Annotated in this window: 24 protein-coding genes, 1 pseudogene and 1 riboswitch; of the genes and pseudogenes, 14 read left to right on the forward strand and 11 right to left on the reverse strand. The window is 60.1% G+C overall.

Going from position 1 to position 22251, the window contains the following annotated elements; translation table 11 throughout:
* Positions 1 to 41 precede the first annotated feature (41 nt).
* Positions 42 to 944: a TIGR01777 family oxidoreductase gene (locus BK667_RS17860; RefSeq protein ID WP_123598437.1), complete on the forward strand. Its 903-nt coding sequence runs from the start codon at positions 42 to 44 to the stop codon at positions 942 to 944.
* Positions 945 to 957: 13 nt separating this feature from the next.
* Positions 958 to 1983, forward strand: a complete 1026-nt coding sequence (gene hemH / locus BK667_RS17865; protein WP_123598438.1) for a ferrochelatase — start codon at positions 958 to 960, stop codon at positions 1981 to 1983.
* Positions 1984 to 2097: 114 nt separating this feature from the next.
* Here hemH and BK667_RS17870 read toward each other — a convergent pair whose 3' ends face one another.
* Positions 2098 to 3372 (reverse strand): uracil-xanthine permease family protein, encoded by a 1275-nt coding sequence (locus BK667_RS17870; protein ID WP_054613540.1) that lies wholly within the window; start codon positions 3370 to 3372, stop codon positions 2098 to 2100.
* A gap of 2 nt (positions 3373 to 3374) precedes the next feature.
* Positions 3375 to 4013, reverse strand: coding sequence for a uracil phosphoribosyltransferase (upp, locus tag BK667_RS17875; RefSeq protein ID WP_054045646.1), 639 nt, complete (start codon positions 4011 to 4013; stop codon positions 3375 to 3377).
* A 165-nt stretch (positions 4014 to 4178) separates the two neighbouring features.
* Between upp and BK667_RS17880 the strand changes: the two genes are divergently transcribed.
* The 4 genes from BK667_RS17880 to BK667_RS17895 all read left to right on the forward strand — a co-directional run bounded on the left by BK667_RS17880 (position 4179) and on the right by BK667_RS17895 (position 6171).
* Positions 4179 to 4736: a hypoxanthine-guanine phosphoribosyltransferase gene (locus BK667_RS17880; protein WP_123509212.1), complete on the forward strand. Its 558-nt coding sequence runs from the start codon at positions 4179 to 4181 to the stop codon at positions 4734 to 4736.
* 3 nt (positions 4737 to 4739) lie between these two features.
* Positions 4740 to 5213 carry a WbuC family cupin fold metalloprotein gene (locus BK667_RS17885; RefSeq protein WP_123598439.1) on the forward strand — a complete coding sequence of 158 codons (474 nt, stop codon included), beginning with the start codon at positions 4740 to 4742 and terminating at the stop codon, positions 5211 to 5213.
* Between the two features lie 121 nt (positions 5214 to 5334).
* Complete coding sequence (locus BK667_RS17890; RefSeq protein ID WP_123509214.1) at positions 5335 to 5820, forward strand: hypothetical protein; 486 nt, start codon at positions 5335 to 5337, stop codon at positions 5818 to 5820.
* Between the two features lie 63 nt (positions 5821 to 5883).
* A complete protein-coding gene (locus BK667_RS17895) occupies positions 5884 to 6171 on the forward strand; it encodes a PA4642 family protein (RefSeq protein ID WP_123598440.1) in 288 nt (95 codons plus the stop codon).
* Between the two features lie 193 nt (positions 6172 to 6364).
* On the opposite strand, the gene mqo is transcribed toward BK667_RS17895, so the two are convergent.
* On the reverse strand, positions 6365 to 7873 hold the full coding sequence (gene mqo / locus BK667_RS17900; RefSeq protein WP_123598441.1) for a malate dehydrogenase (quinone): 1509 nt from the start codon (positions 7871 to 7873) through the stop codon (positions 6365 to 6367).
* Between the two features lie 737 nt (positions 7874 to 8610).
* The gene (locus BK667_RS17905) at positions 8611 to 8844 is read right to left on the reverse strand and encodes a hypothetical protein (RefSeq protein WP_054045638.1); all 234 of its coding nucleotides are present in this window, start codon (positions 8842 to 8844) and stop codon (positions 8611 to 8613) included.
* 205 nt (positions 8845 to 9049) lie between these two features.
* Here BK667_RS17905 and BK667_RS17910 point away from each other — a divergent pair, with 205 nt between their 5' ends.
* Positions 9050 to 9634, forward strand: a complete 585-nt coding sequence (locus BK667_RS17910; RefSeq protein ID WP_123509216.1) for a YajG family lipoprotein — start codon at positions 9050 to 9052, stop codon at positions 9632 to 9634.
* A 173-nt stretch (positions 9635 to 9807) separates the two neighbouring features.
* On the opposite strand, the gene BK667_RS17915 is transcribed toward BK667_RS17910, so the two are convergent.
* The gene (locus BK667_RS17915; protein WP_010458215.1) at positions 9808 to 10014 is read right to left on the reverse strand and encodes a hypothetical protein; all 207 of its coding nucleotides are present in this window, start codon (positions 10012 to 10014) and stop codon (positions 9808 to 9810) included.
* Positions 10015 to 10208: 194 nt separating this feature from the next.
* Between BK667_RS17915 and BK667_RS17920 the strand changes: the two genes are divergently transcribed.
* Positions 10209 to 10493 (forward strand): hypothetical protein, encoded by a 285-nt coding sequence (locus tag BK667_RS17920; RefSeq protein ID WP_123598442.1) that lies wholly within the window; start codon positions 10209 to 10211, stop codon positions 10491 to 10493.
* A gap of 127 nt (positions 10494 to 10620) precedes the next feature.
* Here BK667_RS17920 and BK667_RS17925 read toward each other — a convergent pair whose 3' ends face one another.
* A complete protein-coding gene (locus BK667_RS17925; protein ID WP_185058239.1) occupies positions 10621 to 11784 on the reverse strand; it encodes a 1-acyl-sn-glycerol-3-phosphate acyltransferase in 1164 nt (387 codons plus the stop codon).
* A gap of 142 nt (positions 11785 to 11926) precedes the next feature.
* Here BK667_RS17925 and BK667_RS17930 point away from each other — a divergent pair, with 142 nt between their 5' ends.
* The 3 genes from BK667_RS17930 to BK667_RS17940 are packed head-to-tail and all read left to right on the forward strand — an operon-like array spanning position 11927 to position 13041.
* Positions 11927 to 12109 carry a CPXCG motif-containing cysteine-rich protein gene (locus tag BK667_RS17930; protein WP_008153387.1) on the forward strand — a complete coding sequence of 61 codons (183 nt, stop codon included), beginning with the start codon at positions 11927 to 11929 and terminating at the stop codon, positions 12107 to 12109.
* 12 nt (positions 12110 to 12121) lie between these two features.
* Positions 12122 to 12382 (forward strand): putative signal transducing protein, encoded by a 261-nt coding sequence (locus BK667_RS17935; protein ID WP_123509219.1) that lies wholly within the window; start codon positions 12122 to 12124, stop codon positions 12380 to 12382.
* A gap of 35 nt (positions 12383 to 12417) precedes the next feature.
* Positions 12418 to 13041, forward strand: a complete 624-nt coding sequence (locus tag BK667_RS17940; protein ID WP_123410128.1) for an SOS response-associated peptidase — start codon at positions 12418 to 12420, stop codon at positions 13039 to 13041.
* Positions 13042 to 13149: 108 nt separating this feature from the next.
* Here BK667_RS17940 and BK667_RS34150 read toward each other — a convergent pair whose 3' ends face one another.
* Positions 13150 to 13992: a methyl-accepting chemotaxis protein gene (locus BK667_RS34150; RefSeq protein WP_375538744.1), complete on the reverse strand. Its 843-nt coding sequence runs from the start codon at positions 13990 to 13992 to the stop codon at positions 13150 to 13152.
* A gap of 12 nt (positions 13993 to 14004) precedes the next feature.
* Positions 14005 to 15291, reverse strand: a pseudogene (locus BK667_RS34155) (methyl-accepting chemotaxis protein); the annotation flags it as partial.
* 259 nt (positions 15292 to 15550) lie between these two features.
* Between BK667_RS34155 and BK667_RS17950 the strand changes: the two are divergent.
* Complete coding sequence (locus tag BK667_RS17950; RefSeq protein WP_123509222.1) at positions 15551 to 16369, forward strand: M48 family metallopeptidase; 819 nt, start codon at positions 15551 to 15553, stop codon at positions 16367 to 16369.
* A 140-nt stretch (positions 16370 to 16509) separates the two neighbouring features.
* Here BK667_RS17950 and BK667_RS17955 read toward each other — a convergent pair whose 3' ends face one another.
* The 3 genes from BK667_RS17955 to BK667_RS17965 all read right to left on the reverse strand — a co-directional run bounded on the left by BK667_RS17955 (position 16510) and on the right by BK667_RS17965 (position 19345).
* On the reverse strand, positions 16510 to 17094 hold the full coding sequence (locus BK667_RS17955) for a TMEM165/GDT1 family protein (RefSeq protein ID WP_054045620.1): 585 nt from the start codon (positions 17092 to 17094) through the stop codon (positions 16510 to 16512).
* Positions 17095 to 17182: 88 nt separating this feature from the next.
* A riboswitch (yybP-ykoY riboswitch) is annotated at positions 17183 to 17307 on the reverse strand.
* Between the two features lie 40 nt (positions 17308 to 17347).
* Entirely contained in the window at positions 17348 to 18346 is a 999-nt protein-coding gene (locus tag BK667_RS17960) for a methyltransferase (protein WP_123598445.1), read from the reverse strand.
* A gap of 33 nt (positions 18347 to 18379) precedes the next feature.
* Positions 18380 to 19345: a 2-hydroxyacid dehydrogenase gene (locus tag BK667_RS17965; protein ID WP_123598446.1), complete on the reverse strand. Its 966-nt coding sequence runs from the start codon at positions 19343 to 19345 to the stop codon at positions 18380 to 18382.
* 223 nt (positions 19346 to 19568) lie between these two features.
* On the opposite strand from BK667_RS17965, the gene BK667_RS17970 reads away from it, so the two are divergent.
* Entirely contained in the window at positions 19569 to 20198 is a 630-nt protein-coding gene (locus BK667_RS17970) for a LysE family translocator (RefSeq protein WP_123509225.1), read from the forward strand.
* Positions 20199 to 20351: 153 nt separating this feature from the next.
* Positions 20352 to 22034: a fatty acid--CoA ligase gene (locus tag BK667_RS17975; RefSeq protein ID WP_123598447.1), complete on the forward strand. Its 1683-nt coding sequence runs from the start codon at positions 20352 to 20354 to the stop codon at positions 22032 to 22034.
* Positions 22035 to 22251: the final 217 nt, after the last annotated feature.

The following is a 22251-nucleotide window of genomic DNA, read 5'->3' on the forward strand; positions in this document are numbered from 1 at the left end:
AGACTAGTGATCACGGTAAAACGCCACGCGAGGAAGAAGTCATGCACATATTGCTGACCGGCGGTACTGGTTTGATAGGACGTCAGCTCTGCCATCACTGGTTGAGTCAGGGTCATCGCCTCACGGTCTGGAGTCGCACGCCGGCAAAAGTCGCGAAAATCTGTGGCGCTCAGGTGCGTGGCATTGCCCGTCTCGACGACCTCGGCCAGGAACCGGTCGATGCCATTATCAACCTGGCGGGCGCACCGATTGGTGATCGTCTGTGGACTCACCGGCGCAAGACGCTGCTCTGGAGCAGCCGCATCGGCCTGACCGAAACCCTGCTGGCCTGGCTTGAAACCCGTGAGCAAAAACCTCAATTGCTGATCTCCGGTTCTGCGGTCGGTTGGTATGGCGACGGTGGCGAGCGTGAGTTGACTGAAGAGTCGCCGCCCGTGATCGATGATTTCGCCAGTCAGTTGTGCATCGCCTGGGAAGAAACCGCCCAGCGCGCCGAGGCCTTGGGCATTCGGGTGATTCTGGTGCGCACCGGGTTGGTCGTGTCCGCCGAGGGCGGCTTTTTGTCGCGGCTGTTGCTGCCGTTCAAACTCGGGCTGGGCGGGCCGATCGGCAACGGTCGGCAGTGGATGCCGTGGATTCATATCAAGGACCAAATCGCCCTGATTGATTTTCTTCTGCATCGCATTGACGCCAGCGGTCCATATAATGCCTGCGCGCCGAAACCGGTGCGTAATCGCGAATTTGCCAAGACGTTGGGCAGTGTGTTGCACCGCCCGGCGTTCATGCCCATGCCGGCCCTGGCGTTGAAGGTGGGTCTGGGCGAAATGTCGTTGCTGTTGCTGGGCGGGCAGAAAGCCGTGCCGGCGCGTCTGCTGGCAGCGGGTTTCACTTTCCAGTTCACTGATTTACGTGCGGCGTTGGACGACGTGTCCAGCCGCCTCTGAAATAGGACGTTGCATGACCGATCACGCGTTGCTTCTGGTCAACCTGGGCTCGCCGGCCTCCACTTCGGTGGCGGATGTGCGCAGCTACCTCAATCAATTTCTGATGGACCCGTATGTGATCGACCTGCCATGGCCGGTGCGACGCTTGCTGGTGTCGCTGATTCTGTTCAAGCGCCCGGAACAGTCGGCCCACGCCTATGCCTCGATCTGGTGGGAGGAGGGCTCGCCACTGGTGGTGCTCAGCCGTCGCCTGCAACAGGCCATGACCACCCAGTGGACCCACGGCCCCGTCGAACTGGCGATGCGTTATGGCGAGCCGTCGATTGAATCGAAATTGCTGCAGCTGGTTGCTCAGGGCCACAAGCGCATCACCCTCGCGCCACTTTATCCACAGTTCGCCGACAGCACCGTGACCACGGTGATCGAGGAAGCCAAACGGGTGGTGCGCGAGAAGAAACTCAATGTGCAGTTATCGATTCTCCAGCCGTTTTACGATCAGCCGGAATACCTCGATGCGCTGGTCGCCAGTGCCAAGCCTTATCTGGCGCAGGATTACGATCACCTGCTGCTGAGCTTTCACGGTTTGCCCGAGCGGCACCTGACTAAGCTCGACCCGACCGGCCAGCATTGCTTCAAGAATGAAGACTGCTGCAAGAACGCTTCGCCGGCGGTATTGGCGACTTGCTACCGCGCCCAGTGCCTGCGCACGGCGGCCGAATTTGCCAAGCGCATGGGCCTGCCGGATGGCAAGTGGTCGGTGTCGTTCCAGTCGCGATTGGGTCGGGCCAAGTGGATCGAACCCTACACCGAAGCACGCCTCGATGAGTTGGGCAAAAGTGGCGCGAAGAAAATTCTGGTGATGTGCCCGGCGTTCGTCGCCGATTGCATCGAGACCCTGGAAGAGATCGGTGATCGCGGGTTGGAGCAGTTCCGCGAAGCAGGGGGGGAGGAGTTGGTGCTGGTGCCGTGCCTTAACGATGATCCGCGGTGGGCGAAGGCGTTGAGTGCTTTATGCGAGAGAGCGCCGTTGGCGCTGTAATGATCGTTCCCACGCTCTGCGTGGGAATGCAGCCCGGGACGCTCTGCGTCCCATTGGAACGCGGAGCGTCCCTTGAGGCATTCCCACGCAGAGCGTGGGAACGATCAGAAGCGGTTACAACAACGGCTCATCCGCCTTCTTGTGCTTCCAGCTGTCATTGCCCGGCAGCAACAGGTTCAGCGCAATCGCCACCACCGCGCACAGCGCGATGCCTTTGAGGCCAAAGTCGTCCGGACCCGTGCCGGTGCCGACCAGCACACCGCCAATCCCGAACACCAACGTCACCGAGACAATCACCAGATTGCGCGCCTCGCCCAGGTCGATCTTGTGGCGAATCAGCGTGTTCATGCCCACCGCCGCAATCGAACCGAACAACAGGCACAGAATCCCGCCCATCACCGGCACTGGAATGCTTTGCAGCAGCGCACCGAACTTGCCGACAAACGCCAGGCTGATGGCAAAGATCGCCGCCCAAGTCATGATTTTCGGGTTGTAGTTCTTGGTCAACATCACCGCGCCCGTGACTTCGGCGTAGGTGGTGTTGGGTGGTCCGCCGAACAGACCGGCCGCAGTGGTGGCAATGCCATCACCGAGCAGGGTGCGGTGCAAGCCGGGTTTCTTCAGGTAATCGCGACCGGTCACGCTACCGACCGCAATCACGCCGCCGATGTGCTCGATGGCCGGGGCCAGCGCGACCGGGACGATGAACAGAATCGCCTGCCAGTTGAACTCCGGCGCGGTGAAGTGCGGAATCGCGAACCATGGGGCGGCGGCAATCTTTGCGGTATCGACCACGCCGAAATAGAACGCCATGGCAAAACCGACCAGTACGCCGGAGATGATCGGCACCAGGCGGAAAATGCCTTTGCCGAACACCGCGACGATCAGGGTGGTCAGCAGCGCCGGCATCGAGATCAGCATCGCAGTCTGGTAATGAATCAGCTCGCTACCATCGCCAGCCTTGCCCATCGCCATGTTGGCGGCAATCGGCGCCATGGCCAGGCCGATGGAGATGATCACCGGACCAATCACCACCGGTGGCAGCAAGCGGTCAATGAAACCGGTGCCTTTGATCTTCACGGCCAGGCCGAGGAAGGTGTAGACGAAACCGGCCGCCATCACACCGCCCATGGTCGCCGCGAGGCCGAACTGGCCCTTGGCGAGAATGATCGGGGTGATGAAGGCAAAGCTTGAGGCCAGGAACACCGGCACCTGACGCCCGGTGACGATCTGGAACAGAATCGTCCCAAGACCTGCGGTGAACAGCGCCACGTTCGGGTCCAGGCCGGTAATCAGCGGCATCAACACCAGGGCGCCGAACGCCACGAACAGCATCTGTGCACCCGACAGCACTGTGCGCCAGAGCGGATCGTTGAACTCATCCTGCATGCTCAAGCGTCCTTCTGCTTGGTGCCGAAGATCTTGTCACCGGCATCGCCCAGGCCTGGGATGATGTAGCCGTGTTCGTTGAGTTTTTCGTCAATGGAGGCGGTGTAGATCATCACGTCCGGATGCGCCTTTTCCACAGCGGCGATGCCTTCAGGGGCTGCTACCAGCACCATGGCGCGGATGTCACGGCAACCAGCCTTTTTCAGCAAGTCGATGGTCGCGACCATGGAGCTGCCGGTGGCGAGCATCGGGTCGATGATCATTGCCAGGCGTTCGTTGATTTCCGGAACCAGTTTTTCCAGGTAGGTGTGAGCTTGCAGGGTCTGTTCGTTACGGGCCACGCCGACGGCGCTGACTTTGGCGCCCGGGATCAGGCTCAGCACGCCTTCGAGCATGCCGATACCGGCGCGCAGGATTGGCACCACGGTAATCTTCTTGCCGGCGATTTTTTCAACCGACACAGTACCGGCCCAACCTTCGATATCGTAGGTTTCCAGTGGCAGGTCTTTGGTAGCTTCATAGGTCAGCAGGGCACCGACTTCCTGAGCAAGCTCACGGAAATTCTTCGTGCTAATGTCTGCGCGGCGCATAAGGCCAAGTTTATGACGGATCAGCGGATGGCGGATCTCTTGGATGGGCATGGGGAAAGGCTCCGGCGGCGGGCAAAAAAACCGGCCTAGATTAATCTATCCGAGGGTGTTGTCCTATAGACATACAGTACGTTAGTCCACAAACGCTTGATTCGGCCGGGCTGGATGCGTACCTTTGCCCGCTTTTCCTGAATCCGCCACCCCTTGGAGAGCGACATGCCTGCTGATCTCGAGCATATCCGTCAAATCATGCGAGAGGCTGACTGCCTGTACACCGAAGCTGAAGTCGAGGCGGCCATCGCCCGCGTCGGTGCACACATCAACGAACAGCTGGCTGAGACCAACCCGGTGGTGTTCTGTGTGATGAACGGCGGCCTGATTTTCGCCGGCAAGCTGCTCACCCATCTGCACTTCCCGCTGGAAGCGTCCTACCTGCACGCTACCCGTTATCGCAATGAAACCAGCGGTGGCGACCTGTTCTGGAAAGCCAAGCCGGAAGTGTCGTTCCTCGACCGCGACGTGCTGATCATCGACGACATCCTCGATGAAGGTCACACCCTGGGCGCGATCATCGACTACTGCAAACACGCCGGCGCGCGCAAAGTGCACACCGCCGTGCTGATCGACAAGGACCACGACCGCAAGGCTCGCCCGGACCTGAAGGCCGATTTCGTCGGTTTGCCGTGCATCGACCGTTACATCTTCGGTTATGGCATGGACTACAAGGGCTACTGGCGTAATGCCAATGGGATTTTTGCCGTTAAAGGAATGTAATCAATGGCCACGCCGAGCTTTCTGGATCTGACACTGTTCAATGAATTGGCCGGGAAAGCTGCGGCTAGCCCTCGTGGGCGCCAGCATCACAACTTCCATCAGATGGAAGATGCTTGCCACCGCATGTTGGTGGGTTTGCAGCCGAACACCTACATCCCGCCTCATCGGCACCTGGGCGAAAACAAGGCTGAAACCCTGTTGGTCCTCAAGGGACGGTTGGGTGTGTTGATCTTCGACGAGTCCGGTGTGGTGGTGAAGAAGCAAATCCTGCAGGCCGGTGGCGACTGTGTCGGCGTGGACCTGCCGACGGGCGTGTTCCATGGCCTGGTGGTGCTTGAAGCCGACAGTCTGATGTTCGAGTGCAAGGCGGGTCCTTATCGCCCGGTCGGTGAAGGTGAGCTGCCTCACTGGGCGCCCCGTGAAGGCGAGGCGGGTGTGGCCGAGTATCAGGCCTGGATGCACGCGCAGTTCGATTGATCTACATCCCTTGTAGGAGCGGGCAAGTCGAATCGTCGCACCGCTCGCTCCTACAGAGGCGGCACCGCTTCACCTCAGTCAGCCGTGATAAAGTGCTCGGCCCCGCCCTCCGGAGCCCGTCATGAGCCTTTTGATCCGCAGCTGCGCCGCCCTGTTGCTGACTCTCAGCCTGCCCCTGGCCGCCGCTCCGGCGCCGATGCACGGGCAGTTCCTGCCGCCGGATGACCTGACCTTGCGTGACGCCGAACCGGACCAGCAACAACTGTTGCAGGTCACCGACTATTCGGTAGTGGTGGGCAGCCAGCGTCAGTCCACCCAACAGCCGATCCCGGTGACGTCGCCGCTGCTGATCCGCCTGAAAGGTAAATCCTTGAACAAGGGGGCGACCATCAGCCAGGTGCTGGTCAACTTCGATGGCGAAAGCAAAAGCCTGAAAAAGCCGATCTACGACGAAACGAGCAAAACCCTGACGCTCTACTACCCGCTGGCGCAATACCGGGTGGTGATCGATTTGCTGCGCAACGACACGGTGTATTGCCAGTTCCTCACCTACGCCAACGGTCATGTCTGGGCCGATCTGCACACCGGCAGCGTTCGTGCGCGTTGAGCCCGGCGTCAATCGAGGGGTAAACTGCCCGCCCCGTGAAATGTCTGCGAGCTGGAGTCGGCAATGCGTAAAGATAAGAAGCAAGTGATTGGTGACGAGATCGGCGATGAGCAGATCAAGCTGTTTCTCGATTTTGAACCGGTCGACGCCACTTCACCGTCCCTGCACAAACTGATCAAGGCCTATCGCGGCCTGCGCATCGACGATTTCGAGCGCTTCCTGACGTTCTTCGTCGAAGCCGGGTATGACCTGGACGGCAAGGATCAGCACGGCGATGATTTTGTTGCGGTGATCAAGGATCAGCGTAATGCGGCTGAGTACATTGAGTTGATTGCCAAGGCTCGCGGTTAAGATCAAAAGATCGCAGCCTCGTTTCACTCGACAGCTCCTACCAGCTCCTACAGGTGCACGCGTTGTAGGAGCAAAGCTTGCTCGCGATAGCGCTCTGAAGGACGCCATCGCGGGCAAGCCATGCTCCTACAGGTAGGCGCATAAAAAAACGCCCCGCTCTCACTGAGAACGGGGCGTTTTTTGTGGGGCCGAATCAAGCGTAGCTTTCGGTCTCGTTACTGGCTTCAACCAGTTCCAGGGCGACGTTGTTGTGCGCGTTGATCTTGCGATACAGCGCCGCGTCGGTTTCCAGGACTTTTTCCCGGGCCGGGAAGATTTCCGCCAGTTTGGCCGCCCACTCGCCGGACGCTTTGTTCGGGAAGCACTTCTCGATCAGCTCAAGCATGATCGAAACCGTCACCGAAGCACCTGGCGAAGCGCCGAGCAGCGCCGCCAAAGAACCGTCCTTGGCCGCGACCAGTTCGGTACCGAACTGCAGAACGCCGCCCTTTTTCGGGTCTTTCTTGATGATCTGCACCCGTTGGCCGGCCACTTCCAGGCGCCAGTCTTCGGCTTTCGCTTCAGGGTAGAAGCGACGCAGGGAATCGAGGCGCTGCTCCATCGATTGCATCACTTCACTGACCAGGTACTTGGTCAGGTCCATGTTGTTTTTCGCCACGGACAGCATCGGGCCGATGTTGCCGGCGCGAACCGACAGCGGCAGGTCCATGAAGGAACCGTGCTTGAGGAACTTGGTGGTGAAACCGGCATACGGCCCGAACAACAGGGACTTGCTGCCATCGACCACGCGGGTGTCCAGGTGCGGCACGGACATCGGCGGCGAGCCCACGGCCGCCTGGCTGTAGACCTTGGCCTGGTGATGCTTGACCACTTCCGGGTTGTCGCAACGCAGCCACTGGCCACTGATCGGGAAGCCGCCGAAGCCTTTGCTTTCTTCGATGCCCGACGCCTGCAACAGCGGCAATGCCGCGCCGCCAGCGCCGAGGAAGACAAACTTGGCGTCGACTTCACGGGTGTTGCCGCTGTTGACGTCCTTGATGCTGACGGTCCAGCCGCCGTTGTTACGCTTCAGGCCGGTTACGCGCTTGCAGTACTTGACCTGGGCATCGGGTGCGCTGGTCAGGTGCTTGAGCAGTTGATTGGTCAGTGCGCCGAAGTTGACGTCGGTGCCGTTCATCACGCGGGTGGCGGCGAGGACTTCGTCGGGCGAGCGGCCCGGCATCATCAGCGGCATCCACTCGGCCATCTTGGCCTTGTCTTCGGTGTATTCCATGTCGGCGAAGGCGTGATGCTTGCTCAGCACGTTGAAGCGTGACTTGAGGAAGGACACGCCGCTGTCGCCCTGCACGAAGCTCAGGTGCGGCACCGGGCTGATGAAGGACTTGCACGAGCCGAAGGTGCCTTTTTTGGTCAGGTACGACCAGAACTGCTTCGACACTTCGAACTGGGTGTTGATGTGCACGGCTTTCTTGATGTCGACGGTGCCGTCGGCAGCCTGCGGCGTGTAGTTGAGCTCACACAGCCCGGCGTGACCGGTACCGGCGTTGTTCCATGGGTTGGAACTCTCGGCGGCACCGGAATCCATCAACTCGACGACTTCCAGCTTGATTGCGGGGTCGAGCTCTTTGAGCAGTACAGCGAGGGTGGCACTCATGATGCCGGCCCCAACGAGTACTACATCGACTGCTTCGTTATGCGCCATTTAACGCGTCTCCAAAATCTGCAGCACCAAATTGTCGGCATGGCTGCCAGGTGTTCAGGGGCGTGTCAGTGATGCCCCAGGTACCCATGGCAGTGTCGCCATGTCCGAATCTTCGCAATTTTTCGCAACTTCGACGGACGCTACCGGTCGGGCCTATGAGTGATATGAACTCATTTCAGCACACGACTGGCAATTCGACTTATGGTCGAGACATCCGTTTGTGCAACCAAATCCGTAGCGGACAGGCTTCAGGCTCCGGTGTTCGAGGAGTACTCGGTCCTGTGTCGTTGGGCTGTTTCAGACGCTAATGGTGCATGTTCAGACGCAAAACTATTCATTTGCTCGCCACACTCTTGTGAAGTTGTGAAAACCCGTTTTTTTCACGCTCTTTTGAAGACGTGAACCTCAAAAAAGGGCTGTCCCAGCCTGGCACCGTGCCCGGATGGATTGCCGCCATGGGATACATGACAGGCAAAACGGGCAAACAGCTCAGTAACCGAGCGTAATGACAGCTCTGCAGATTCGCGATAAGTGGGGTTTTTGCTCAAGGAACAGCAAGCGCGCCAGCTTCACTCGATCTGTGTGGGCGGCTCTCTGTGGGCGGTGCGGGGTGCCAATACCGAGGCATTGACGATGCTGCGAGGCCCGATCAGGAGACGTCCTTATAATCGGGGGGAGATTGTATCTAAGAAACGCAGGGAAATGGTCGTGATTAATGACTTTTATTAGGCGTCTGGTCAGATGGACAACAGCGCCTGTACCCGTGAGCGAGGCTGATGCTGCCGCACGCGGGCGCTAGGGGGCAGGGGATGGTGCAACCAGTTGAGGCGGATTTCTTCGATTTCGACCCAACCATCGCCCATGGGCTGCAGGCTGCATTGCTTGAATGCCTGGCAATGGCCGTTGCGATCGAGCAAGGCAAAGCTGCGATGCAGCGGGCGTGGCGCGAACAACGAGATCAGATAACGCATGGCGAAGTACCTTGTGGGGTGACTGCTGTGAAGGTTGCCAGCAGGCCGTGACGTGAAAGTGTATGGGCGATGACAGATGTGTGACAGGAACCGGTTTCTGAAGGGTTTGTCAGAGATTTCAGCAATCGTTGCGAGACGCTAGTTCGAGACGATGGCCCACCGCTATACTGCCGGCCTGTTTGTGCCTGATTCTGGAGAGAAGAGCATGTTGCAACGCCTGTTGTTCGGTTTGATCACTGTGACCGGTTTGACCCTGGCCGGCTGCGCCCACAGCCCGCAACAACTGAGCCCGGAACCGAAGCTGACCACTCAGCTGGCGCCGGTTGGCCATGGCCAGCAGGTGGTGGTGCGGGTGGTGGACGGTCGTCCGTCGCCAACCCTGGGGACCCGTGGTGGTCTGTACCCTGAGACCAGCGCGATCACCGTGCAGGGCGCGCAGATTCTGCCGAAGCTGCAGGCCCAGGCTGAAGCCGCCGTGCGTTTGCTGGGTTTCACCCCGGTGTCCAACGGCATGAACGCGCCGCAATTGACCGTGACCCTGGCCGAACTGAAATATCAGTCGCCTAAAGAAGGCATGTACGTGACTGAAGCCACCATCGGCGCGACCTTCCGCTCCGACGTGCAGAACGCCAATCGCCGTTACAGCGGCCGTTACGGTGCATCCCTGGATCAGCGTTTTGGTATGGCGCCGAACCAGGAAACCAACACCAAACTGGTCAGCGACGTGTTGAGCGATGCCCTGACGCGTCTGTTCAAGGACCCGACCGTGGGTCAGATTCTCGGCGAGTAACCTTTCGCGAGATACAAAAAAGCCCGGTGCCAGTGATGGCCCCGGGCTTTTTTTGCGCCGCGATCCCTTGTAGGAGCAAAGCTTGCTCGCGATGGCGGCTCAACATTCAACACTGATGGTGACTGAAACACCGCTATCGCGAGCAAGCTTTGCTCCTACAGGATGTGGTGGGGTCAGGCGGCTTGGGAGTAGAAATCCAGCACGCTCACACCCGTCAGCAAATCCGTCTCCGGCAAGTCCGCATGTTGATGCCCGCCCAGCGCGCAATACACCAGCCAGTGGCGGTCCTGGACATTGAAGGCGAGGCTTCCGACGAGGTTTTGCTGTTCGTCGCTTTGGGCGATGAGGTAGAGGCGGTCCTGGTTTTCGGCGTGCAGCATGGTGTGCTCAGTGTCGGTTTCGAGGGGCGACAGACTGGCGCATTCAGATGACGATGCCGTGACGCAGGACAGGAATCGGCCAAGTGGTTCGTTTTTTGTCGCAAAGGTTAGGGCAGGCGGACAGGCTTTCGGTAGAATCCGCGCCGCAGTCGTCGGTCCGGCGCCTGCCACCTGAGTTTTGCCCGAGGTCCGTGATGTCGTTGCATTTGATTTCGTTGTTTACCAACCATCCCGCCAAGTTGATCAACCTGCTGGCCTTGCTGCTGGCGTTCCCGGGCAGTTGGTTGCTGCATGCCACGCGTCGCCGTGAACAGCGCGCGTTGGCGATTCTTGAGGCGGCTACTCAGAACCGTCGGGTCGATGATTCGATGTTGATGCTCGATGGCGCCACCCAGCGCATGAACCGGTTTTTCTATCGATTCGGTTTTGCCTGCCTGGGCGTGGCGTTGATCGTGTCGTGGATCAGCACCCAATTCTGAGCACTTTGATCCTGTGGGAGCGAGCCTGCTCGCGAAAGGCGATCTGTCAGCCGGCATCTCTACTGACTGTCAGTGCGAATTCGCGAGCAGGCTCGCTCCCACAGGGTTTGCACTCTGGCAGATGGGCTTAAAGCGGCAACCCAGCTTTCACGCGGTACTGATTCCTCACCGGCGTCGCATATTGCAGCACCAGGAACGGCCGATGTTCCTCAGGGCAAGCCTCCAGCCGACGCTGCCATTCTTCTTGAGCCTTGGCCAGTTCATCCGCTGCAAACACGTCGGCGGCTTTGGGCACCTGCAGTTGCGGATCGGCGTCCTTCCACTGCGCATAAGCCAGGTAGTGCACCGGGAACAACCGGTAACCGCCGAGGATCTGCTTGTCCATCTCGATCGCCAATTGCTTGGTGTCGTCGAACAACTCGGTGATCGGCGAGGCGAAGTTCACGTGAACCCGGCCCTTGTAGCCCGTGATGCCCTTGGCAATGCTCACGTCGTCTTCACCCGGCACTTTGCTGTAGCTGCCGGTGGTGGCGCGGATGAACAGTTCACGGGCCTTGGCCTGGTCGCACGGGTCGTATTCGTAGCTGATCGACACCGGGGTCACGTTCAGCGATTGAATGACTTCGCCGAACGGCTCGTCCTTGCGGCTCATGTGGAACATCTTGAGAATCGCCGACTCGGTACGGTCGTCGCCGTCCTTGGCCCGACCTTCGGCCTGGGCGATCCAGATCGAGGCGCAATCGTTGCGGATCGAGTGGTTGATATAGGCCGACAACAACTGGTACGCCGCCATCTTCTCGCGGCGACCGGTGATCGAGCGGTGCACGATGAAGCTCTTGTTCAGGCGCATCAAATCGCTGACAAAGGGCTTTTGCAGCAGGTTGTCGCCAATAGCGATGCGCGGGGTCGGCAGGCCGGCGTGGTACACGGCATAGTTGACGAAGGCCGGGTCCATCACGATGTCGCGGTGGTTGGCGATGAACAGATAAGCACTGCCGGATTTGAACTGCTCGACGCCGGTGTAGGTCACGCCGTCGGTGGCGCGTTCGATGGTGTGGTCGACGTAGACTTCGACCTTGTCTTGCAAAGTGGCCACCGAGTTGACGCCGGCGAACTCACGGCGCAGCCGATGAGCTATAAGAGGTTTGAGCATCCAGCCGAAAGCACCGGCATAACGCGGGAAGCGGAAGTGGATGAGGATATCTAGAAGCGCCTTGTCGCCGAGCAGCCGCGCCAGCACCGCTGGGACTTCGCTGTCGTCGTAAGGTCGGATGGCATCGAATTCGCCCATCATGCTCTCTTGTTAGAAACGGCTAGGGTAAGTAAAGGTTTTGATCGAAAACCAACGGGGCACGGTCTGAAAAGGTAGCCAGACAAAAATAGCCCTGCAAATAGACCGGCGATTATACGCACAAGTCACCTGGGAGACCGCGATGCTGGAAACCGAGCGCTACGAATGTCCGTATTGTGGTGAAGAGGCCGAGGCCGTGCTGGATTTGTCCGGCGGTGATCAGACCTATATCGAGGATTGTCCGGTGTGTTGTCGTCCCATTACCTTTGTACTGCAAACCGATGGTCAGGAATGGTTGCTCGAAGTTCACAGCGAGAATGAATGAGAGGGGCGCCCGATGCAGCGAATCTACGAACCGGAAAACCTGATGGAAGGCGAGTTGCTGCAAGGAATGCTGGCCAGCGAGGGCATCGAAGCGCACCTGGTGGGGCGGGATTTGCTCGGTGGCACCGGCGAATTGCCGATCTACGGCTTGCTGGGTTTGTCGGTGGATAACGACCAGGCCGAATATGCCCGGGAGCTGATCACCGCCTACAATGCCGCGCTGCCGATGCCCGGCGATGAACCGGAAAGTTTCCCCGGCACCCTGGTCTGTTAGGCTGACGTTCGTTTTATCAAGAGTCGTGTTGCCCCATGTGTGGACGTTATGCCCTGTTTCGCTGGAACCCCGCCTTCGCGGCCCTGCCTGGCTTCCCCGCCGATCAGCAGGCCCAGTGGAATATTTCTCCCAACGATTCGGTATTGATGCTGCGTGCCGGCGCTGACGGTCAGCGCGAACTGGCCCGTGCCCGCTGGGGCCTGACGCCGCCGTGGCTGACTGATCTGTCGCGCACACCGGCCCATGCCCGGGCCGAAACCGTGGCCGAACAGCCGATGTTCCGCCAGGCCCTGCGCGAGCGCCGTTGCCTGTTGCCGGCCAATGGTTTCTACGAATGGCGCGGCACCACGCGCAAACGTCCGTATTGGCTGACGCCGGGGGAGGGCTCGGCGCTGTTTTTTGCGGCGATTTGGGAAGCGTATCCGGTGCAGGAGCAGGTGTGGCTGAGTACGGCAGTGATCACTCAGCCGGCGGCGAGTCAGCGTCGGCCGTTGATTCTCGATGAGGCGGGGCAGGCCGCGTGGCTCGATCCCGAGACGCCGTTGCATGTGTTGCAGGGATTGCTGGCCAGTGAGCCCGCAGCGTTGCGCGAGCGGGTGTTGGCGAATCTGGTGAATGATCCGAAGCTCAATGGCCCCGAGTGTATTACCCCGGGTTAATGATCGTTCCCACGCTCCGCGTGGGAATGAATCCCGTGACGCTCTGCGTCACAGTGGACGCGGAGCGTCCATGGCTGCATTCCCACGCGGAGCGTGGGAACGATCACCTCAAACCTTGAACTGATTGATCAACCGCCGCTGCTGTTCCGCCAACTTGGTCAGGTCCGCACTGGCCGCGCTCGATTCATCCGCCCCGCCGGCCACTTCATTGGCTACTTGGCCGATGTTGATCACGTTGCGGTTGATGTCATCCGCCACCGCGCTCTGTTCTTCGGCGGCGCTGGCGATCTGGTTGTTCATGTCATTGATCACCGACACGGCCTGAGTAATCGTCTCCAGCGCTTCAGCGGCTTTTGCCGCGTGTTGCACGCTTTCATCCGTCCGGTTCTGGCTGTCTTCCATGACCCGCACCACGTCGCGGGTGCCTTGCTGCAACTGCTGGATCATGGTCTGGATTTCTTCGGTGGCCTTCTGGGTCTTCTGCGCCAGGTTGCGCACTTCATCGGCCACCACGGCAAAACCTCGTCCCTGTTCACCGGCGCGCGCCGCTTCGATCGCGGCGTTCAAGGCCAGCAGGTTGGTCTGCTCGGCGATCCCGCGAATCGCAGTGAGGATCGCGTTGATGTTCTCGCTGTCCTTGGCCAGGGTCTGCACCACGGCCACGGCTTTGCCGATTTCCACCGCCAGCACGCCAATCGAATTCGAGGTGTCGCGCACGATCTGCATGCCCTGCGCCGCGGCCTTGTCCGCATGACTGGCCGCTTGCGCCGCCGACGTTGCGTTGCGTGCCACGTCCTGGGCGGTGGCGGTCATTTCATGCACCGCGGTGGCCACTTGATCGATCTCGGCCATTTGTTTATGCACGCCGATGTTGGTGCGGATGGCGATGTCGGCGGTGTGTTCCGACGAATCGCTGACGCTCTGCACCGACGTCACCACTTGGGTGATCATCGCCTGCAACTTGGCCAGGAAGGTGTTGAAGCCCTTGGCGATCGAACCGAGTTCGTCGGCGCGGTCGCTGGTCAGGCGGCGGGTGAGGTCGCCTTCGCCCTGAGCGATGTCGTCGAGCATGGCCACCATTTGCTTGAGTGGGCGGGCAATCCCGTGGCCCACCAGCCAGATCACCAGCAAGCCGATGCCCGCAATCAGCAAGCCGACCATGGCCATGCCGAAGGTGTCGGACTTGCGCTGTTTATCCAGGTCGCCCTGAAGTTTTTGCAGGTCCGCCATCACCGCGTTCAACGGCAGTTGCAGCATCAGAGTCCAGCGGGCGTCGGTCTGGCCAATGCCGAAGGGCAGGTACAACTCGATCCGGCCATTGGCCTTATCGACGGTGTAGGTCACTTCGCCGCGCTTGAGATTGGCCATGTTGGCAATCTGCTGGCTGTCGAGGATGTCGCTGACCTTCTCGCCGAATTTGCTCGGGTCCTTGGTGTAGGCAACGATCCGGCCATTGCCGCCGATCAGCGCCATCACGCCCGAGCCGCCATACAGTTTCTGGTTGGCGCCCAGGAGCATTTCCTGGATGAAGTTCACCGACAGGTCGGCGCCGACGATGCCCTGGAAGGCGCCGTTGAGCATGATCGGTTCAATAAAGGAGGCGAGCATGACGATTTTGTCGCCGACCTTGTAGGGCGCCGGATCGATCACGCAGGATTTCTTGGTTTCTTTCGAGCACAGGTAGTACTCGCTGGCGCGCACACCGGTGGACAGGGTTTTCTGGTCGTCGACGTCCACCAGTTTGTCCAGGCCCAGGCTGCCGTCTTCGTTGCGGAACCACCACGGCAGGAAGCGCCCGTTGCTGGCATCGATGCCGACTACCTTGGTGTCGACGTAGGCCGCGTCATTGTGGTCCAGTGCGTTTTTTTCCCAGCCGATGTAGGTGCCGAGAATTTTCGGGTTCTTGGTGACGTTTTCCTTGATCAGGCTGATCAATTGCTCACGGCTGATGTTCACCTGCGGCTGGCCATCGGCCCCCGGCGTGCCGATCAGTTCGTTGATCCGCACCAGTGCGCCGGCAATCAGCAGCGGCGCTTCGAGTTCGCGCTGAATCTGGCTGACCTGGGTTTGCGCCAGGGAGGTCAGGCGTTGCTCGATGACTTGCTCGAACTGCGCCTGGGTCCGTTCCTGGACCATGTCTTGCGTCCGCGCACCGGAAAACAGCGCGTACAGCACCAGGGCCGCGACCACACTGAGGACGATGGCACCGGCAAGGGCCGCTACGGAAAACTGGATCGACTTGAATTTCATGGGTGCTCCGCACGCAAGAGGACGTCTGCGCTGTTGTATCGGCCGGGCAATCGGAGTCCATGAGCGGGTAATGGCCAAATGACTGTTTTGGCGTGCTGGAGGTCGCAACTGGAGCGTGGTGGGCGAGGCGCTCGGGCGTCTGTGAATTTTTTCCTACGAATAGCGGCTTTTCTTAAAGTGCGTGCAACACGTCTGTTGTATCTGGCGCCGATACAATTCCACGCCTAGGATACGCGGCATATTTTCAGGGAGTTTTTCGATGAACAAGACATTGGTTGTAGGTGCACTGAGCGCGGCATTGCTGCTGGCCGGTTGTCAGTCGGTCAACACCACCAGCGGTGGAGCCGTGGGCGTTGAGCGTAAACAGTACATGTTCAGCATGTTGTCCTCGGATGAGGTCAACCAGATGTACGCCCAGTCCTATCAGAAGACCGTGGGAGAGGCGACGAGCAAAGGCGTACTGGACAAAACCAGCACCGAAGCCAAACGCGTCCAGGCCATCGCCGACCGGCTGATTGCCCAGGCGCCGAACTTCCGTCCGGATTCGGCCCAGTGGAAGTGGGAAGTCAACCTGATCAAGAGCGACGAGCTCAACGCCAACTGCGGTCCTGGCGGCAAGATCATTTTCTACACCGGGCTGATCGACAGCCTGAAACTCACCGACGATGAAATCGCCGCAGTCATGGGTCATGAAATCGCCCACGCCCTGCGCGAGCACGGTCGTGAGGCGATGTCCAAGGCCTATGGCATCGAAATGGCCAAACAGGGTGCTGGTGCGTTGTTTGGTCTGGGGCAGGACAGCCTGGCCCTGGCCGACACCGTGGCCAACTACGGCATGACGTTGCCGAACAGTCGCGCCAACGAAAACGAAGCTGACCTGATCGGCCTGGAACTGGCGGCTCGCGCCGGCTACAACCCGAATGCCGCGATCACCTTGTGGAACAAGATGAGCAAGGCGTCGGAAGGCTCGCCGCCGGAATTCATGAGCACTCACCCGGCGTCGACCAGTCGTATTGCTTCGTTGCAGGCAGCGATTCCGAAGGTGATGCCGTTGTACGAGAAAGCCTCGAAGTCCTGACAGGTTTCTAATGATCGTTCCCACGCTCTGCGTGGGAATGCATCCTGTGACGCTCTGCGTCACGCCCCAAAAACGGACGCGGAGCGTCCAGGGCGGCATTCCCACGCAGCGCATGGGAACGATCAATCAGGCTAAACGCGTCAAACCCACCCACTGCTCTGCATTGCCTTGTACACCGCGACAATCGCCAGGACGAAGAACGCCGAAGCAGCCAGTCGACGGATCAACGTCAGTGGCAGTTTGTCCGCCGCAAAGTTACCCGCCAGTACCACCGGCACGTTGGCGATCAACATCCCGGCGGTGGTGCCGATGATCACCAGCCACAGGTCCGGGTATTGCGCGGCGAGCATCACCGTGGCGACTTGGGTTTTGTCGCCCATTTCGGCGAGGAAGAACGCGATCAGCGTGGTCAGGAACGGCCCGAACTTGCGCGCGGTGCTGGCTTCGTCGTCGTCCATTTTGTCGGGCACCAAGGTCCACAGCGCGGTCGCGGTAAAGCTCGCGGCGAGGATCCAGTGCAGCGTCGCATTCGAGAAGAAACTGCCGAACCAGGCGCCTACCGCACCGGCCGCCGCATGGTTGGCCAGGGTCGCGGCGACGATGCCGGCGATGATTGGCCAGGGTTTGCGAAAGCGAGCAGCGAGAATGAGCGCGAGCAGTTGCGTCTTGTCGCCGATTTCGGCCAAGGCAACGATTGCGGTGGGAACGAGAAGTGAATCCAGCATCAGGGTTTTCCTAAGGGGCGGGTCGACACGGCTATGACACGTACAGCCTTCCCGCCCCGGGTAAGGTGTTCGTGTCATAGGTCTTGTCAAACCCTGGCGATCCGTCTGTGCGGACGCTTGGGTCGCATACGCCATGGTCTGTTGACCAAGTATGTTGACGTATGCCGGACGAGCATGGCGCTCGTGGGAGACTACTCCCCTAGGACGGAGCGGATTCTGCCTAGGCAAAATCCGTTAGGCAAGCACTTATTTATCAGCCGCGTTTTGCGCGGTAGATTCGGAAACCCTGTCCTTCAGCCTTGATCGCACACACGCCGAGGTGCTCTTCGATCAGCGGCTGATACTTGAGGAAGCTATTCGCGACCAGGCGCAGTTCGCCACCGTTTTTCAGATGTTTGGCCGCTTTTCGCAGCAAGTTCTCGGTCGCAAAATAATCGGTGTGCACGCCGACATGGAACGGCGGGTTGCTCAAAATCGCGCTCAAACCCATGGGGGCGGCATCGATACCGTCACCGGTAATCACCTCGGCCTCCAGACCGTTGGCGGCCAATGTCAGACGACTGCTGGCGGCGGCAAACGCATCCACGTCGAGCAATGTCACCTGATTGTGCGGATAACGACGTTTGACCGCCGCCCCCAGCACACCGGCGCCGCAACCGAAGTCCAGCAAGTGGCCGCTCGGCAACTTGTCCAGATGTTCCAGCAGCAAGGCGCTTCCGCGATCCAGCCGACCGTGGCTGAACACGCCGGGCAGGCTGATGACTTTCAATGGCCCTTCGGCCAATGGCAGTTCGTATTCCACGGCCAGGCTTTCCAGGGATTTAGCCTCTGGCGCGTCGGCCACGGTGACCTGCCACAGTTGGCAATGCCGTGCGCTGTCGAGCTTGCGCGGTTTGCCGAACGGGTTCAGTTGCTTGGCCGCGCCTTCGATGCCGCTGCGTTTTTCACCCACCAGGTACAGCTCGCGACCGGCCAGCCGTGAAGCGAGGGCGTTGAGGATGTAGTCGGTCAGGTCCTTGGACTTGGGCAGGAACACCACGGCTGTTTCGAACTCGCGTTCGGGCGCATTCACGCCAAACTGGCTGCGCTCGGCAAAGCGTGCGTCCAGCGCCGCTTGATCGCCGGCATGCCAGCACCAGCCGTGGGCGTCGGGCAGGCGACCGAGCAAATCGTCGGCGGGCAAACCGGCCAGCAACACCGAACCCTTGAATAACTCGGCCTGACGAAGCAGTACTTCACTGCGCGGATCCATACTCTGCTCCTTGAAAAAAAGTGCGGCAGTTTATCAACTGACGACCCGCAGCGCTGTACCGCTGAAGAACGCCTGGGCGTTTTCAGTCAACTGGCCAACAATCCGCTGGCGCGCTTCGCGACTGCCCCAGGCGTTGTGCGGGGTGACAATCAGCCGTGGGATGTCATCGGCCAGTAGCGGATTGCCGGCAGTCGGCGGCTCGACGCTCAGCACATCCGTGGCCGCGCCACCCAGGTGACCGTTACGCAAGGCATCGGCCAGCGCCTGTTCGTCGATCAAACCACCGCGCGCGGTATTGACCACGAAGGCACCGGGTTTCATCGAGGCCAGTTCCCGGGCGCCGATGAAGTGGCGGGTGTGTTCGTTGAGCGGGCAGTGCAGGGTCAGGGCGTCGATTTGCGGCAGCAGTTCATTCAGCGGCAAGCGATCCGGGCGGGCAGGGCGGCCAGGAATCTGCCCCAGCAACACGCGCATGCCGAAGGCTTCGGCCAGTCGCGCAACGGCGCCACCCAGTTCGCCGTGGCCGAGCAGCCCGAGGGTTTTGCCTTCGAGTTCGACGATCGGGTAATCCAGCAGGCAGAACTGTTTGGCCTGCTGCCAGCGACCTTCGCCCACGGCTTTTTGGTAGTCCGCCAAGCGTGTCGCCAGATTGAGCAACAGCATGATCGTGTGTTGGGCCACCGATGGCGTGCCGTAACCCTGGCAGTTGCACACGGTAATCCCGTGGGCGCGGGCGGCGGCCAGGTCGACGTTATTGGTGCCGGTGGCGGTGATCAGGATCAGCTTGAGTTCGGGGCTGGCGGCGATGGCGGCGGCGTCGATCAGGATCTTGTTGCTGATGGCAACGGTGGCGCCCTTGAGGCGTTCGATCACCTGGTCCGGCGTGGTCTGGGCGAACAATTGCAAGTCGCTGAAGCAATCGCGCAAAGGCGTCAGGTCGAGGTCGCCCAGATCCAGGGACGGATGGTCGAGGAAAACGGCGCGGCGAGTGTTCGTCATCAACTGTACCTTTTGTGCAATGAACTGAAGGCGTAATCTGCCGAGCCTACCAGATGAAACAAATGGTTACGCCTACCCCTGTGGGAGCGAGCTTGCTCGCGATAGGGCCATAACATTCAACATTGATGTTGGCTGACAGTTCGCTATCGCGAGCAAGCTCGCTCCCACAGGGGCTGATGAAACCCGATAACACTTTGCCCGATCTGCCCCAGAGGAGCCCCCCATGTACTGGACAGAATTCTTGACCGTTGCCCTGATTCACCTGCTGGCCGTGGCCAGCCCCGGCCCGGACTTTGCCGTCGTGGTGCGTGAGAGTGTGACCCACGGTCGGCGCGCCGGGACCTGGACCGCGCTGGGCGTGGGCACGGCGATTTTCCTGCACGTCGGTTATTCGCTGCTCGGCATCGGCCTGATCGTGTCCCAGTCGATCGTGCTGTTCAACGCCTTGAAATGGGCCGCTGCCGCGTACCTGCTGTACATCGGCTTTAAGGCTTTGCGCGCACAACCGGCCAAACCGGTGGCGGACGACCTGCATAAGGAAGTCGGCGAGCGCACCGCCCGTGGCGCTTTCACCTCCGGTTTCGTGACCAATGGCCTGAATCCGAAAGCCACGCTGTTTTTCCTGTCGCTGTTCACCGTGGTGATCAACCCGCACACGCCGCTGGCCGTGCAGGCCGGTTACGGGGTTTACCTGGCGGTGGCGACGGCGGTGTGGTTCTGCCTGGTGGCGATGCTGTTCAGCCAACAACGGGTACGCGCCGGTTTCGCCCGCATGGGGCACTGGTTCGACCGGACCATGGGCGCGGTGCTGATCGCCATCGGTGTGAAACTCGCCTTCACCGAGATGCATTGATAAAACGCGGATCCCCGTAGGACCAAGTGCTGGCGCAAAGCTAGCATTTGTACGGTTCTGCAAATCATACCTTTGGCTGATTTGGTTGGCGTATAAGGGCTCTAGAGTGCTTATCTTCCAAGCCAAGACCGTGCAGTCAGAAAAGGGATTCTTATGTTGCAGACTCGCGTTATCCCGCCCGCCGAAGGCGCCTACCAGTATCCGTTGCTGATTAAACGACTGCTGATGTCCGGTGCTCGTTACGAGAAAACCCGCGAGATCGTGTACCGCGACCAATTGCGCTATAGCTATCCGACCCTGATCGAGCGGGTCGCACGGCTGGCCAATGTGCTGACGGCGGCCGGGGTCAAGGCCGGGGATACCGTGGCAGTGATGGACTGGGACAGCCATCGTTACCTGGAATGCATGTTTGCGATCCCGATGATCGGCGCAGTGATTCACACCATCAACGTGCGCCTGTCACCGGAACAGATCCTCTACACCATGAACCATGCCGAGGACCGCTTCGTGCTGGTCAACAGTGAGTTCGTGGGCCTGTACCAAGCCATCGCCGGGCACCTGACTACGGTCGAGAAAACCCTGCTGCTGACCGACCTGCCAGAAAAAACCGCCGATTTGCCGAACCTCGTCGGCGAGTACGAGCAACTGCTGTCCGCTGCGAGCACCCAGTACGACTTCCAGGATTTCGACGAAAATTCCGTCGCGACCACCTTCTACACCACGGGCACCACCGGCAATCCGAAAGGCGTGTACTTCACCCACCGGCAACTGGTGCTGCACACCCTGGGCGTGTCGACCATCATGGGCGCCATCGACAGCGTGCGGCTGTTGGGCACCAACGATGTCTATATGCCGATCACGCCGATGTTCCATGTGCACGCCTGGGGCTTGCCGTACGTGGCGACGATGCTTGGGCTCAAGCAGGTTTATCCCGGTCGCTACGACCCGGAATACCTGGTGGAGCTGTGGCGCAAGGAGAAGGTCACCTTCTCCCACTGTGTGCCGACGATTCTGCAGATGGTGCTCAATGCCAAAGGCGCCCAGGGCACCGATTTCGGCGGTTGGAAAATCGTTATCGGCGGCAGTGCACTGAACCGCACGTTGTACGAAACCGCCAAGGCCAAGGGCATTCAGTTGACCGCCGCTTACGGCATGTCGGAAACCGGGCCGCTGGTGTCCTGCGCTCACCTCAATGACGAGTTGATGGCCGGCACCGAAGACGAACGCACCACCTACCGGATCAAGGCCGGTGTGCCGGGGCCTTTGGTGGAGGCGGCGATCGTCGACACCGATGGCAACTTCCTGCCCGCCGATGGCGAGACCCAGGGCGAACTGGTGCTGCGTGCGCCGTGGCTCACCGAGGGGTATTTCAACGAGCCGCAGAAGGGTGCCGAGCTCTGGGCTGGCGGCTGGCTGCACACCGGCGACGTGGCGACCCTGGACAGCATGGGCGTGATCGACATTCGCGACCGGATCAAGGACGTGATCAAGACCGGTGGCGAGTGGATCTCGTCCCTGGACCTTGAAGACTTGATCAGCCGCCATGTAGCGGTACGCGAAGTAGCAGTGGTGGGGATTGCCGATCCGCAGTGGGGCGAGCGACCGTTTGCCTTGCTGGTAATCCGCGAAGGGCATGAGATCGGGGCTCGTGAACTCAAGGAACACCTCAAGCCGTTCGTCGAGCTGGGGCATCTGAGCAAGTGGGCGATCCCGAGCCAGATTGCCCTTGTTACTGAAATTCCCAAGACCAGCGTCGGCAAACTCGACAAGAAGCGTATCCGCCTCGACATCACGCAATGGCAGGCCAACAACAGCACCTTCCTCTCGACGCTTTGAGCGTTATCTGACGTTCACTGGCGTGCCCGAAAAGGCACGCCAGCCCCACCAAGCAAGCGCTTGGCTTGTGAAATCCGAATTTTCAGCCATCCTTGCCGTGCCGACATGTGTCGGACTGGCGAAAGGACTGTTCCAGAGTGGCCGGCAGCTGCAAATCACACTTTAGAGGGATCAAGCAGTACTACCTGCTGGCTATAGTCCGCTCAAGGATTTTTAA

Source organism: Pseudomonas frederiksbergensis (genome assembly GCF_003732705.1).
Taxonomy (GTDB): Bacteria; Pseudomonadota; Gammaproteobacteria; order Pseudomonadales; family Pseudomonadaceae; genus Aquipseudomonas; species Aquipseudomonas frederiksbergensis_F.